This is a genomic window from Streptomyces sp. NPDC091281, assembly GCF_044757425.1.
GTDB lineage: Bacteria > Actinomycetota > Actinomycetes > Streptomycetales > Streptomycetaceae > Streptomyces.
In genome coordinates this window covers 547,104-559,597 of the sequence record NZ_JBIVUY010000004.1, presented here as the reverse complement: position 1 = coordinate 559,597, position 12,494 = coordinate 547,104, and the positions used below count along the sequence as shown (strand labels likewise).

Below are 12,494 nucleotides of genomic sequence, written 5' to 3'. Positions count from 1 at the left end.
GGCGGATCGCAGTGGTGTGGCGGATGGGCGCCGCCACGCGCAGGGCGTGGCGGCACCGGGAGCGGTGCTTGGTCAGGTGGCCGGCAGGAGGGCCGGTGTGGCGGTTTCGGGGTGCGTGTGGCGGATGGGCGTGGCGCTGTCCGCCACGGATGCACCCCCGTTGACCTGCGGTGTGGCGGACGTGGCGGACGTGGCGGATTCCTCGGGGGGCAGGGGGCAGTAGCGCGTCCACGCGTCGGAGAGGTCGTCGGCGTAGTAGCCCTTGGGGAACCCGGAGGGGGTGCGGATGCCCCGCGGTTTGATCGGCTTGTTCGCCGGGGTGACGTACTGGCCGAGCATCCGCGCGAGGGAGCGGGAGTTGAGCGGCTTGTCGTCCACGTCGCCCCACGGGGCGTCCTCGATGGCGAGCAGGACTTCGAGGATGACCGCGGTGGGCACGCGGTCGGCGTCCCCGAAGACCTTGTCGCGCAGGTCGGTCAGCAGGCGGACGCCGAAGGAGGCTTCGTCGTTGTCGTGCGCGGAGCGGATCAGTTCGAGGCAGGCGGCGCGGGCCCGGTCGGGCCAGTCTCCGCCGGCGGCGTCCGCGACGGCGAGCAGCGGTTCCCACACGTCCGCCGGGCGGTCGGTGACCCCGTCGGGCAGCTCGGGCCATGCGTCGGCCACCTGTTCGCGGACGGTGTCCGCCCACGCGGCGAGCCGGTCACGGAGGGCGTGGCCCTGCTTCTCGTGGATGCGCTGCCGGTACGGTTCGACCTTCTCGTTGGGGGCCCGCTTGCGCATCCTGATGATGACGGCGCGGGTCAGGACGGTGTCGGGGAGCGAGCCGAGTCCGGCCATGGCCACGGCGCAGTAGGACCCGAAGACCTGCGCGTTCTGGTTGGAGCCCTCGCCCACGCAGCGCAGGGCGCCCCCGATCCGCCGGTATCCGGCGTTGAGGAAGCCGCGCAGTGCCTCGTCGGCGCCCGCCTTGGGGCCGAAGATGGTGTCGACCTCGTCGAAGAGGACGGTGGGCAGTCCGGCCGCGGAGTCGACCAGCCGGTACAGGGCGTTCGCGGACGCGGACACGGTGCTGACCGGGCGGGGGGTCAGGGTCTCCACGATCTCCAGCGCCCGCGACTTCCCCGATCCCGGCTCCGGGGACAGGAAGGCGATCCGGGGTGTGGTCTCGAAGCAGTCGACCAGGTGGGCGTGGGCGTCCCAGAGGGTGACGGCGACGTAGGCGGCCTCGGTGGGGAAGACGTTGAAGCGGCGGTGGAAGGCTTCCACGTCGTTGAGCAGGGCGGCGCCGTCGAGGGGCATGCGCGTCATGCGGCGGCCCTCCCTTCCTGGGGGTTGCGCAGCGGGCAGAGGTCGCGGTGGGCGGTGTGGGAGGCGATCAGGGCGAGGACGCGGGCGTGTCCCACGGCGCTGCGGTCCCGCCCGCAGGCGCACCGGGAGGTGGTGCTGGGAGTGGCGCGGCCCGGCGCCACGATGTGCAGCCACCCCACGATCTGCCGGCCGTCGCCGGTCGGCTGCGGGTTCGGGCGGACAGCAGTGCGGACGCCCTTGCGGGCGGCGCCCTTCGGCTCGCCCACGGCCGTCGGGCGGGCGGGCAGGGCGGCGGCGCGCGGGCCGGTCGTGGCGGCGGGGATGCCTTCCAAGGGGAGGCCGGGTTGGGTGCTCATGCCGCCTCCCGCGCGCGGATCTTGCGCAGGGAGCTGTCCAGGGCGCTGCGGATCGTGGAGCGGCACTCGGCGGCGGTGAGTCCCGCGGCCTCTCCCGCCCCTTGGAAGGCATCCTCCACTACGTGCCGGGGGAGGTCGCCCCACGCGACGAACCGGCCCACCTTGAACGCGGAGCGGTTCAGCGTGATGTTGCGCTGGTGGTCCGGCGCGGTCGCCACGACCGCGCACTCGGACTCCAGCGCGGCGAGGGCGGCGCGACTGCCGTCGACCGCGGGAAGCCTGAGCGGCGCCACCGCGCGGGCGGTCGGGGCCGGTTGCAGCAAGGCGAGCAGCCAGGACGGCAGCGGGGCCGCGGGGGCGTCACTGAGGACCGTGTAGGGGCCGGTAGGGGTGGTGCTGCCGGCGGCGACGACGTAGCCGCCCCAGGCGCGGGTGTCGACCAGCGGGGCCAGGGTGCCCGCGGTGTTGCCCAGCCGGGTGCCGGTCGGGGCGGTGAAGTACAGGTGGCTTCCGCCGCTCGCGGTCCGGGTGCGGTAGGTGGTGGGGACGGCGTGCCCGGTGCGCTCGCAGAGCGCCGCGAAGGTGGCCGCGCCGGAAGGCGCGTCCGTACTGCTCTTGTCCTTGGGCACGTCGAGGTCGACCACCAGCAGCCCGGACGGGCCGGTGGCGATGCCGACGTTGAACGCCCCGTGCGACCAGGTTGCCCGGATGCGGTCGGGGTCGGTCGTGGCGCGCTGCTCCCACTTGCGGTGCCCGCCCGCGCACGGGCCGGTGGCCGGGCAGGCGCTCTCTCCGTGCAGAGCGGGGCGCTTCGTGCCAGGGCGTAAGGGGAAGACGTGCCAGCCGCGTTCGGCTGCGTTCCGCGCTGCACGGAGCAGCGCGGAACGGTCGTCATAGGTCATGCTGGATGCCTCCAGTTCCTTGATGGTGCTGGCTGACAAGGGCGGCCCCGCGGCTTTGGCGAGACGAGGGGGCCGCCCTTGGCGTAGCTAGGCGCCCTTGTTGCGGGTGAGGCGCAGGGTGATGCCGCCGAGGCCGATGGGTCCGGCGGCGCCGACGATGACGGTGGCGGTGTGGGCCGCGGCGTCGAGGAGCAGGCAGAGGGCGGCGACGAGTCCCCAGCCGCCGGCGACGGTGGCGGCGGCGATGGCGAAGGGGATGAGCAGGCGCCGCCACGGGGTGCCGGTCGGGGTGTGGTTGACGACGATCACGACGGGCTGTCCGGTGGCCTGCGCGTGGCGGTAGGTGTCGGCGGGGAGGTGCGGGGCGATGCCGCCGGGCGGGGTGTGGTGGTGGTCCATGCGGACTCCCTCGGGTGAGCTGCGGGCCCGCGCCGAGGGGTCGGTGCGGGCCCGTGCGGTGGGTGTGGGCTTGTCGCGTTCCTTGTCGTCTTTCTTGTCGTGCGGCTTGTCGCTTGTCGCTTGTCTTGTCGCTTGTCGTCTCCCAGGTCAGACACCGTTTCCGGGCCTCTGGGTGTGGTGCGGGTGTGTGGGGCGGGGAGGGGGTGACAGGCGACAGGTGGTCAGTCCTGCGGGGGCTGTCCGTCGGCGTGGCGGCGGTGGACGTAGCGGGTCTTGGTGCCCTCTCCGACGCGTACGACAGTGCCGTCCTCGGCCCACGCCTTGAGCCAGCCGACGACCGTCTGCCGGGTAGTGCCGAACTCGTCGTTGAGGACGCGGGCGATCGCGGACGCCCCGGTCCCGGTGGGGCCGGCGGCGATCAGGACGTTGAGCGCGGCACGCTGCGCGGGGCTGTCCTGCTCGCCCCGCAGGGCCGACAGGTTCAGCCCGGCGGGGCGGGCGGGGGGTTCGGCCGTGGGGGTGTCGGGGGCGGGGGCCGTGGCGAACTGCGCGTCGATCTGCTCGCGGAAGCGCCGGGCCAACTCGTCTTCCTCCGAGACCGGCGCTTCGTGCTCGGCGCGCAGCGCGGACAGGTTCAGCCCGCCCCCGGCCGGCGCCGCCGTGTCGGAACGCGGGGCGGCGGTGGTGGTGGTCTGGTCGCGCATCCACGCGGTGCGCTCGGCGTCCCAGCGCCGTGCGTACTGCGGGCCGGCGGCCTTCTGCGAGTCGGCGTCGAGGATGGGGTGCCGGTCGGAGGTGGCGGTGATGATGTCCCGGATCTGGTTGGGCAAGATCCGCCATGCCTTGAACAGGCCGGCCGGGGACTCGGGGGTGCCCATGAAGCCGGCGCCCTTGTGGGGGGCCTGGTCGACGCGCAGGCCGCGGGTGCCGGGGAACATCTTGCCCAGGTCCATGCCTTCGGTCTCGCCGCCGGTGAGGGCGACGCGCACCTTGGCTTCGCGGCGGATCATCAGGTTGCCCAGCACGGCCCCGGTCGCGCCGAGGGCGGTGAGGACCGTACGGACGCCCATGGCGCGGGCGATGCGGATGACTTCGAGGATCTTCTCCGCGAGGTGGCGCATGGTCCGGTCGGAGCTGGCGAGGATCTCGGCGCCTTCGTCGATGACCAGCATGATCTGGGGGATGTGCGGGCTGACGGGCAGGAGGTCGGTGTTCGCCTTGGCCAGGAGGTCCTGGTAGACCGTCTTGCGGTGCTTGGCGACCTTCACCGCCGCGTCGAGCATGAGGACGGCTTCGTCGTAGGTGCCGGCGAGCCAGTCCACGCCCGGCCGGACCGGCTGACCGTCCGCCCGGCTGAGCTGCCCGTTCAGTACGGGCAGGACCCACGGGAGGCCGGCCGAACCGGCGTTGAGGTCGATCACCCAGGTCAGTACGTCCTCGGCGCGGGCGAAACCGGCGAGGATCGTGTGGACCATGTTCGTCTTGCCCGACCCGGTCGGCCCGACGACCAGGGCGCACTGCTCGCGCAGGTTGGCGAGGATGTGCTCGGCGTTGGTGCGGTAGCCCCACGGGATGCCGCTCAGCAGGGACAGGGTCCCGTAGTCGGAGGGGTAGGTGCGTTCCTCCGCGAGGACGTTGACCGTGGTGACGTCCACGATGACGCGGCCCTGGTGGACGCCGGGGGAGGCGACGGCGGTGCAGCCGTGCGGCAGGCGGGCGTCCGCGGACAGGCGGGCGGAGTCCTGCGCGATCCGGTCGTAGGTGATCCCGCCGGCGGGTTCGAGGTCGAGGGAGTAGCCGGCTCCGGTCGGCCACTGCTCAACTCCCAGCACCCGCACGGTGATGCCGCAGATCCGCTGAATCCGCTCCGCCCATTCCGCGGCGACCGCGCGGCGTTCGGCGGACAACTCTGCGGCGATCTGCCGTTGCTCGGCGGCGAGGGTCTCCTCCTCCCGCGCCTCTTCGAAGAGGGCGGTGGAGCGGGCGGCGGCGCCGATACCGACGCCGATCGTGGCGAGGGAGCCGAGGGCGGCCCAGGTCAGGGGGCCGTGGGTGATGGCCCAGGTGGTCCATCCCGCGCCCACGAGCCAGGACGCGGCGCGGGTGGTGAGGGTGCGGCCGGCGTTGCGTACGCGCAGTCCGGCGACCGTGTGGCCGATCGCTCCGGCGGCGCCGGCGGCGAGGGCCCAGCCGGGCGGCATGCCGGTCGCGGCCCCGGTGGTGGCGAGTGCGAAGGCTCCGGTGGTGGCGGACAGGGCGCCGGTCACGGGTCCGTGACCGGCGTTCCAGTCCAGCGCCGGGCCACTGGTGTGCTTCGTGGCGGTGGTGGCCATGGTCAGACGTTCCAGCCCTTCTCGGCCTGTGTGCCGTTGCGGGGGTCCTCGTGGCGGGCGATGTCCTGCGCGTGGACGCGCCGGAACACGCCCGGCAGCTCCTCGGCGCCCTCGGCGGCCTTGCGCAGCAGCTCGTGGATGTCGTTGAAGCCGGACGCCACCTCCTTCTCCAGCGGGAACTCGGAGTCGGAGCGCTCCGCGAGGATCTGCATGACGTGCGCGATCATCCGCAGCGCCTCGGGCAGGCCCTCGACCATGGCGAGGATCTCCATGCAGCCGTCGGGCTCGTAGAGCAGCGCGGCGGCCTGCATGTCGACGGCGTGGTCCTCGAACTTGAAACCGGACGTGGACGTGGACATGAGGAGACCTCCCGATACGGGGGACGGGTGGGTGGTGGGGGTGTGGGGAGCGGGCCGCTCGACCGTGTCGGCGACGCCGTCGGTGCCGTCCTCGCAGGCCGCCGCGTCGGCGGCGGCCTCCTCGGCGGCGAGACGCTCGCGGGTCTTGTCGTCGGCCGCGGCCCGCTCGTCCTCGGCGGCCCCGGTGAGGCGCCGGTAGAGGCTGCGGCCGGGGTGGACGAGGGCGGGAATGCCGAGCTTGCGGCCGATCGGGCTGCTCAGGAACCCGAGCAGGCCGAGGGGGAGGGCGAGCAGCGCGGCCAGCAGGCGGCGCCGCTGGAAGCGGGACGCCGACCGGCGCAGCGCCGCACGCGCGGCCTTGCGGGCGGGCGCCTTGCGCAGCGTGCTCCGCTTGGCGTCGACGTGTCGACCGGTGCCGGCGTCGCGCCGGGCACGCTCACGGGCGACGGCCGCGTCGCGCACGGCACGGGCCTTGCGGGCACTGCCGCCCAGCATCCGCCCCACCGCACCGCCCTTGCCGCTCCTGCCGCCGTGGCGGCGGGCGGGTCCGGGACCGGACGCGGGGGCGTTGCGGCGGGCGTCCGCGACCGCGCGGCGGGCGGCGGTCGTCTGCGCCCTGCGCTCAGCCCGCGAACTCCCCGCGGCCTGCTGCGCCGCGCGCAGCGCCCGTACCTGTCCGGCACGGCCTGCGGCCCGGCTCCCGAACCCGGAGCCGGCCGTGGCCCTGCCGAGCGGCGAACGGGCCCCGCGCTTGCTGCCGGTGGCGCCACGGCTGTCCTTGTTGCCGACCGGCCCGGCGGCGCGGTGCGCGGCCGAAGTCAGGTGGCGGGGGCCCGGCACCTTGCCCGACCCGCGGGGACCGGAGCGGCCCGAACGCGGCGCCGAGGCCGCACGGTTACGACCGGTCGCGGTCGTGCCGGTACGCGCGGCCGTGCGGGCGGCGGCTCGCCCGGCAGCCTGTCCGGCGGTACGGGCGGCGGTGCGGCGCGCCTCACGGCGCGGGCCCGGCTTGCGGCTGCGGCTGGCGGCGGCCACGGCGAGGACGGCGGCGCCGGTCGCGGCGACGACCGCGGCGAGCGGCCCCCCGGCCAGGGAGGCGGCGGCGACCATGCCGACGGTCGTGTTCGTCCCCGACACTGCGAGCGGCACGACCGGCCAGCCGCCGGGCGTGTGGTCCAGCTCCGCAACGGCCGCAACCGGTGCGGGGGTTGACGGTTCGGGCGGGGGGAGGGAGGGGGTGTCCGGCGGCGCCGGGAGGGCTACCGGTTCCGTGGTGACGTCCGTCATGCTGCACGTACTCCTTCGCGGGAGTGGGGCCCGGCCGGGGCTGTAGGAGGTTGCCGGCCGGGCCTTCTGACGTGGGAACTCAGGCCGCGGCCTGATCCTCGGGGTAGGCGCAGGGCACGCACATGCCGAGGGTGGGCGGGATGACGTAGCCGGCATCCCGCAGGCACTCGGGGCAGGTGCGGCGGGCGGTGTTGGCCTTGTCCAGCGCCGCCCACCGGGCGGGGGTCATCGGCCGGACCGGCTTGGCCAGGTCGACGCGGTAGAGGTAGGCGACCAGCGGGCCGCGCCGCCGTCGGGGGCGTTCGACCTGCGCGGCCACGTCCTGACCGCCGGGTCGCAGCCCGCGCGAGCGGAGCTGACGGCGGGTGGCCAGACCGTCCGGGGCCAGACGCCACCGGTAGACGGGAAGGCTGTTCATCAGCCGCTCGCGATCGCCTGGTCCGCGCCCCCGCCGGGGGTGCGGTGCTCGGCGTAGCGGGAGGACACCCAGCCCACCGACCAGCCGCACAGCTCCGCCGCCGCGCGCACCGGCAACTCGGCCTCGAACGCGGCGGCCACGACCTGACGCGCCTCGCCCTCGGGCAGCTTGCCCACGGCCGGACCGCGCTCCAGCAGCGCGGCGCGTTCACGCGCGGCCCGCTCCTCTCGCTCAACGTGCTCACGGCGCTCACGCTCGGCGCGCTGCCGGGCCTCCTGCTCACGCCGCTCGGCGGCCTCGCGTTCGGAGCGTTCACGCTCCCGCTCGCGCTGTTCACGCTCGCGGTCACGACGTTCACGCTCCTGGCGCTCCGCCGCCTCGGCGGCGGTCCGCTCCTCGCGCTCCTCACGGCGGCGGCGTTCCTCACGCTCCGCGGCCTCGGCGCTCAACCGGGCTTCGTGTTCACGCTGTTCACGCGCCAGCGCCGCGGCATGCTCGCGCTGCTCCCGCGCCTCCCGGCGGGCGGCTTCCGCCTGCTCCCGCGTGGCCCGCTCCGCCTGCTCCCGCTCCGCGCGCTGCCGGGCCTCCAGCGCCGTCACGGCCGCGGTGATCGCGCGGCGGTAGGCGAGTCCGGTCTCGGCGGTGACGATCAGCAGCAGCGGCGCGACCGCGTGCACGGCCACGCCGACCAGGTCCTTCTTCAAGGCGGAGTCGGCGGTGTTGAGGGCGAGAGTCATGATGCCGGTCATCCACCGCAGCGCCATCGGCCACCGGCCACCGTGTCCACCGAGGCGAGCCAGCACCGAATCCAGGCGGACCACGATGACCACCGCCGCGTCGACCACCAGCGGCAGGATCGGCGCCGTCCACCCCCACCGCGCGGGGGTGTGCGCGGCCATCAACGGGGTGACGGTGAGGACCGAGTACAGCATCGCGCCGCACACGATCAGCCACGTCCCCACCGACAACGCCCGCTCAGCCGAACGGATCTGAACACCGTTCACGCCGACTCCCCCGCCCGTGAACGCACCTGAATGGCGGCGAGAAGTACCACCGGGGAAGCCGGGTCGTCGGGGTCCTGACTGTCCTCGGTCCACCGCCACTCGGCGCCCGGAACCGGCTCGAAGCCGAGCACGCCGAGCGCGTCCGCGCGCTCCGTGAACGTCGGCACCGGAGCGGCACGGTCGAAGTCGTACTCCGGCCACCGACCGGACGGGTCCGGCAGGACGACGTACAAGTACCACAGCCCCCTGAACACGGACATCTGCGCCATGAACTCCTGCGCCATCAGGCCACCTCGCGGGCGCCGGCACGGTTGGCGGCCGTGGTCCGCTCCGCGAGCGTGCGGTTCTGGCCCCGACGCACCCGCCGCTGGTCCAGCTCCGACGGCTTCGCCTCCAGCAGCGTCAGCCGGTCGTCCAGCGCCTCGACGTCCGCCAGAATCGCGGGCATCTCCGCCTCGATCGCGTCCAGCTCCGCGTCCGTCGGCTCCATCCAGTCCGCGAACGCCGTGACGGCGTCCAGAACAGTAATCTTCCGCATGGGTCGTGCGTCCTCTCGCAAGGGGGAAACGGCCCACCAGCACCCCCGGAGTAGCCGCTCCGGGGGTGCGCGCCGTTGAAGCCTGCGCGGCTCCCCACACCCCGTCCGTACGACCACCGCACCGCGTGCGGGGGCCGGACGGGCAGGGGAGGCAACCGGCCGCAGCGCTAGCCGCTGCGATGGCAGGAAGGAGTGACCGGATCACCCGCGAGCGACTGCTCACCTCACGGGTCGGTAGTCGTGCACTGGCGCCGCCGGCCGATCATCACGGCGGCGCCCACATTCTTCGTCGGAACATCGGAACTCCCAGGTCAGGGGGGCAGGGAAACATCACTGCAAGGGGACCTCGTCCCCACTCTCCGGCCGTTGCTCGCGGTCGCCGGGCCACCTCGCCAGTCGGGCCGGAGCCCATTGCGTCCTACCTGGCCTTTAGCGGGATTGCAGCGTCCCCGCTCCACGCATTCGTGCAGGTCAAACAGCCACAGCGGCACTCGCCCCGATGTTGCTTAGGGGGGGTTTCCGTAGTGCTGATAGGTACGGTAGGCAAATCGATGCCTGCGTGCAACCCCCTCTCGCGATAAGGTCAGATAGCCCCCCTAGGCGAGCGAAGGAGAGTCGTGCAGGACGACATGGAGAAGGTCTCGGCGATCACGGACCCCGTGGACCGCGCCAAGGCCGCGATTGACCTGATGGCGCGCTACCAGAGCCACGTGAACGAGCTGTCCCGTATCCGCCGAGAGGCGATCGAAGAGGCCCAGGCGGCGGGCATGACGCAGGCCGCGATTGCGGCGCGATTGGGTGTGAGCCGGGGGAGGGTGGGGCAACTGGCCTCGGCGGGTCCGCCGCCGGAGCGGGCGTTCTTCGGCACGGACCTCGTCACGGTGTCGATGGCCGGCATGTACGAGGCCGGGAAGGGGCCGGACCAGAACCCGAGTGAGGTGGTCACCCGCGAGGACCTCAACAACTTCGAGCACCTGCGCAGGTTGGTCGCCGGTATGAAGCTCGATGCGCAGTACGAGGTCATCCCGCCCACCGGCATCGTGAACCTCAACCGGGACAACCACGTCGTCATCTGCGGCCCGCGCCGCTCGCCCATCGTGGCGCAGGTTCTCGAAGGGGACGACAGCTTGCGGTTCGCCAAGGACACGGCGTGGCACCTGGTCGACCGGGTGACCGGGGAGACGTATCGGTCGCCTTTCGACGAGGACGGGTCCGCGGGCGACGTCGGCTACCTCGGGCGCCTGCCGCGGCTGGACGGGAAGGGGACGTTCATCTACGTCGCGGGCGTCCACGCCATCGGGGCCAGCGGCGTTGTCCACTTCCTGGAGAACAACCTGGCGGAGCTGTACCGCGAGGTTCGCATCCGCCGCTTCTCCACCCTGATTTCATGCCGCTACGACCCGAAGACGCTCGAAGTACTGGAGAGTCGACGCGTCACCCCGCTGTACCGACACGAAGGCTGAGCATGCGCGTCGCGATCGACACCCAACCCGGCGGAGCCGCCCCGAACGAGGACTGGGTCGCTGGCACGCCGACGCTCGCCATCGTCCTGGATGGCCTAAGCACCGCCGGCTTGGACACGGGGTGCCGCCACGGCGTGCCCTGGTACGTCGCCCATCTCGGCAGTTACCTCGTTGCCGCATTGGCCGACCCCGAACGCCCGCTCACGGGCGGTCTGGCGGACGCCATCGAACGCGTGGCGGCACAGCACCCCGAATGCGACCTCAACAACCCCGGCACGCCCTCAGCGACGGTGGCGATCCTCCGGCAGCGCGAAGACTCCTTCGACCACCTGGTCCTGGCAGACTCCCCGATCGTCCTCGAAGGCCCCGACGACTACACCGTGATCACCGACTTGCGGGTGGACGAGGTCCTGCCGGAGCTCCGGGCCGAGGTCGAGCAGTATGAAACGCACACGCCTGAGCATGAGGCGGCTCTCCGGCGCTTTGTGGCAGCGCAGCGGCAGACGCGGAACACGCCGGCGGGCTACTGGGTGGCCGCAGCCCACCCCGAGGCAGCAGAACAAGCGCTCGCGGGGAGCGCCCCCAGTAAGGACGTAAGAGCCGTCGCTGTCCTCTCCGACGGCGTATCCCGCGTCGTAACGGAGTACGTGATGGCGACTTGGCCTGACGTTTTCGCAAGGCTCCGGACCAAGGGACCGCGTGAGCTGATCGATACTGTCCGGAAGGTGGAAGCTACGGACCCGACGGGACGTCGCTGGCCGCGCTACAAGTCAGGGGATGATGCGTCAGTGGCCTTCTGCCAGGTCTGACGACGCTGAAAGAAAGGCATCACCTTTCGGGCTGCAACAGGGTCACTACGAAATTCCCTTTACTGCTCAAGGTCCGCGCACGGCGCGGGCGCGCCGCCTCCGCGGCGCGGCCCGCCTCCTGTCTTCGCTCCGGCTGGCCGCGCCCGGCGGCTGCGGGCATGACGTGGGACATAGCCTGTTCGGCTGAGGCGGTTGGCTCCACGAACCCACAGCTCACGCACAGTCATGCTTCGATCGGCACTAGTCGATAGTCGGCTAGCCTTTCCCAAGCGCTTGCAATGTGTGCTTCGGTGAAGAGGAATCTCTTTCGCCTGCTCCAGGTATGAACTGCCTGCACGACGCGCTCTATAGCGTCATCGCCCGTTAGGCCCTCTGACTTAGCCGCCCAGTGCACGGTTGCGAGGAGCTCCAGCCCGTAGGCAGACTGGAAACCCTCAGTGAACTCGACTACCGAATCACACGCATTGCGCGTATCGAGGGCGCAATTCAAGATATTTTCCGCCTCGTCGCGTGCTCCCGAAATAATCTCCAGCGGATCAAGCTTGAGTACAGATGCGGTACGGTCACCGAATCCCCTAAGGTAGTGACCTTCTACCGCCTGAAGTACATGGTTCAAGTTGTCGGCATATGGGCCATATCGCCCCTTTGTGTACGCGAGGCGCAGCGGTTCCCCCGATTCCTGTAGGAAATACATCAGCTTCTGGATTTCCAGTAGGGATGCGCCGGGTGGAGTCTCGGGATCCTCGAAGGACCGCGACTCGACATAGCGGCCAATTAGTCCAACCAGGGCGGCACGCCCGTGTGTCATTTTGGGCTTTTGGGTTGCTACCCTCATAGAAGACGCCTCGGGGGCGCCTTGAGGAGGGTAAAGGAGAACCGAAACCCCTCTTATTTCGCCGAGCGTTTCGTAGATAAGCTTCCGGACCTCAAGCCATTCCAAGCCGCCATTTCCGCAGCCTAGGGCAGGAATGGCGATGGAGTGGATGTGGTAGTCATTGATCGCTTTGGCCAGGGATCGCAGTCCGGCCTCAACGTCCGCCAGTCTCGATCGGGAACGCCAGTGTCCCTTGGTCGGGAAGTTGATGATGTAGCGCTGTGGCCCCAACCGCCCCGAGTCGTAGACGAGAACCTCTCCGAGCGTGAGCAACTTGCGATCGCACGCGGCCTTGTAAAATTTGTAGTTCTCCGGGAAAGCCTGCTTGAACTGGAGAGCGACCCCCTTCCCCATGACGCCGACGGTATTTACGGTGTTTACCAAAGCGTCAGCTTCGGCATCTAGAAGATTTCCGTGCACTTCTTCGATCATGGGGCACCTCCT

At 71.6% G+C, this 12,494-nt stretch carries 13 protein-coding genes; 2 read left to right on the top strand and 11 right to left on the bottom strand.

The genetic code is table 11. From position 1 onward, the window contains the following. Positions 1 to 72: 72 nt before the first annotated feature. The 10 genes from ACIQPQ_RS14085 to ACIQPQ_RS14040 all read right to left on the bottom strand — a co-directional run bounded on the left by ACIQPQ_RS14085 (position 73) and on the right by ACIQPQ_RS14040 (position 8,904). A complete protein-coding gene (locus ACIQPQ_RS14085; protein WP_401303408.1) occupies positions 73 to 1,308 on the bottom strand; it encodes a DUF3631 domain-containing protein in 1,236 nt (411 codons plus the stop codon). After that, positions 1,305 to 1,664 (bottom strand): hypothetical protein, encoded by a 360-nt coding sequence (locus tag ACIQPQ_RS14080; protein WP_401303406.1) that lies wholly within the window; start codon positions 1,662 to 1,664, stop codon positions 1,305 to 1,307. Before ACIQPQ_RS14080 ends, ACIQPQ_RS14085 begins: the two co-directional genes overlap by 4 nt. Beyond that, positions 1,661 to 2,566: a bifunctional DNA primase/polymerase gene (locus ACIQPQ_RS14075; RefSeq protein ID WP_401303606.1), complete on the bottom strand. Its 906-nt coding sequence runs from the start codon at positions 2,564 to 2,566 to the stop codon at positions 1,661 to 1,663. Before ACIQPQ_RS14075 ends, ACIQPQ_RS14080 begins: the two co-directional genes overlap by 4 nt. An 87-nt stretch (positions 2,567 to 2,653) precedes the next feature. After that, positions 2,654 to 2,965, bottom strand: coding sequence for a hypothetical protein (locus ACIQPQ_RS14070; protein ID WP_401303405.1), 312 nt, complete (start codon positions 2,963 to 2,965; stop codon positions 2,654 to 2,656). A gap of 221 nt (positions 2,966 to 3,186) precedes the next feature. Next, entirely contained in the window at positions 3,187 to 5,298 is a 2,112-nt protein-coding gene (locus ACIQPQ_RS14065; protein ID WP_401303403.1) for a hypothetical protein, read from the bottom strand. 2 nt (positions 5,299 to 5,300) lie between these two features. Beyond that, complete coding sequence (locus ACIQPQ_RS14060; RefSeq protein WP_401303400.1) at positions 5,301 to 6,944, bottom strand: hypothetical protein; 1,644 nt, start codon at positions 6,942 to 6,944, stop codon at positions 5,301 to 5,303. A gap of 79 nt (positions 6,945 to 7,023) precedes the next feature. Then, positions 7,024 to 7,362, bottom strand: coding sequence for an RRQRL motif-containing zinc-binding protein (locus tag ACIQPQ_RS14055; protein WP_401303398.1), 339 nt, complete (start codon positions 7,360 to 7,362; stop codon positions 7,024 to 7,026). Next, a complete protein-coding gene (locus ACIQPQ_RS14050; RefSeq protein WP_401303396.1) occupies positions 7,362 to 8,366 on the bottom strand; it encodes a DUF2637 domain-containing protein in 1,005 nt (334 codons plus the stop codon). Before ACIQPQ_RS14050 ends, ACIQPQ_RS14055 begins: the two co-directional genes overlap by 1 nt. Continuing rightward, positions 8,363 to 8,650 carry a DUF6303 family protein gene (locus tag ACIQPQ_RS14045; protein ID WP_401303394.1) on the bottom strand — a complete coding sequence of 96 codons (288 nt, stop codon included), beginning with the start codon at positions 8,648 to 8,650 and terminating at the stop codon, positions 8,363 to 8,365. The genes ACIQPQ_RS14050 and ACIQPQ_RS14045 overlap by 4 nt, the downstream gene beginning before the upstream one ends. Continuing rightward, the gene (locus ACIQPQ_RS14040; RefSeq protein WP_401303392.1) at positions 8,650 to 8,904 is read right to left on the bottom strand and encodes a DUF6284 family protein; all 255 of its coding nucleotides are present in this window, start codon (positions 8,902 to 8,904) and stop codon (positions 8,650 to 8,652) included. The genes ACIQPQ_RS14045 and ACIQPQ_RS14040 overlap by 1 nt, the downstream gene beginning before the upstream one ends. A gap of 617 nt (positions 8,905 to 9,521) precedes the next feature. Here ACIQPQ_RS14040 and ACIQPQ_RS14035 point away from each other — a divergent pair. Together ACIQPQ_RS14035 and ACIQPQ_RS14030 are read left to right on the top strand one after the other, a co-directional pair. Continuing rightward, positions 9,522 to 10,367, top strand: a complete 846-nt coding sequence (locus ACIQPQ_RS14035) for a sigma factor-like helix-turn-helix DNA-binding protein (RefSeq protein ID WP_401303390.1) — start codon at positions 9,522 to 9,524, stop codon at positions 10,365 to 10,367. Between the two features lie 2 nt (positions 10,368 to 10,369). Beyond that, positions 10,370 to 11,176 (top strand): protein phosphatase 2C domain-containing protein, encoded by an 807-nt coding sequence (locus ACIQPQ_RS14030; RefSeq protein WP_401303389.1) that lies wholly within the window; start codon positions 10,370 to 10,372, stop codon positions 11,174 to 11,176. A gap of 223 nt (positions 11,177 to 11,399) precedes the next feature. Here the strand turns inward: ACIQPQ_RS14030 and ACIQPQ_RS14025 are convergent, their stop codons facing one another. After that, positions 11,400 to 12,482: a macro domain-containing protein gene (locus ACIQPQ_RS14025; RefSeq protein WP_401303387.1), complete on the bottom strand. Its 1,083-nt coding sequence runs from the start codon at positions 12,480 to 12,482 to the stop codon at positions 11,400 to 11,402. Between the last annotated feature and the right edge of the window lie 12 nt (positions 12,483 to 12,494).

Coding starts and splice junctions, on each gene's coding strand:
- ACIQPQ_RS14055 (WP_401303398.1), bottom strand. CDS start 7,362: ATGAACAGCCTTCCCGTCTACCGGTGGCGTCTGGCCCCGGACGGTCTG.
- ACIQPQ_RS14070 (WP_401303405.1), bottom strand. CDS start 2,965: ATGGACCACCACCACACCCCGCCCGGCGGCATCGCCCCGCACCTCCCC.
- ACIQPQ_RS14085 (WP_401303408.1), bottom strand. CDS start 1,308: ATGACGCGCATGCCCCTCGACGGCGCCGCCCTGCTCAACGACGTGGAA.
- ACIQPQ_RS14080 (WP_401303406.1), bottom strand. CDS start 1,664: ATGAGCACCCAACCCGGCCTCCCCTTGGAAGGCATCCCCGCCGCCACG.
- ACIQPQ_RS14060 (WP_401303400.1), bottom strand. CDS start 6,944: ATGACGGACGTCACCACGGAACCGGTAGCCCTCCCGGCGCCGCCGGAC.
- ACIQPQ_RS14030 (WP_401303389.1), top strand. CDS start 10,370: ATGCGCGTCGCGATCGACACCCAACCCGGCGGAGCCGCCCCGAACGAG.
- ACIQPQ_RS14045 (WP_401303394.1), bottom strand. CDS start 8,650: ATGGCGCAGGAGTTCATGGCGCAGATGTCCGTGTTCAGGGGGCTGTGG.
- ACIQPQ_RS14025 (WP_401303387.1), bottom strand. CDS start 12,482: ATGATCGAAGAAGTGCACGGAAATCTTCTAGATGCCGAAGCTGACGCT.
- ACIQPQ_RS14065 (WP_401303403.1), bottom strand. CDS start 5,298: ATGGCCACCACCGCCACGAAGCACACCAGTGGCCCGGCGCTGGACTGG.
- ACIQPQ_RS14075 (WP_401303606.1), bottom strand. CDS start 2,566: ATGACCTATGACGACCGTTCCGCGCTGCTCCGTGCAGCGCGGAACGCA.
- ACIQPQ_RS14040 (WP_401303392.1), bottom strand. CDS start 8,904: ATGCGGAAGATTACTGTTCTGGACGCCGTCACGGCGTTCGCGGACTGG.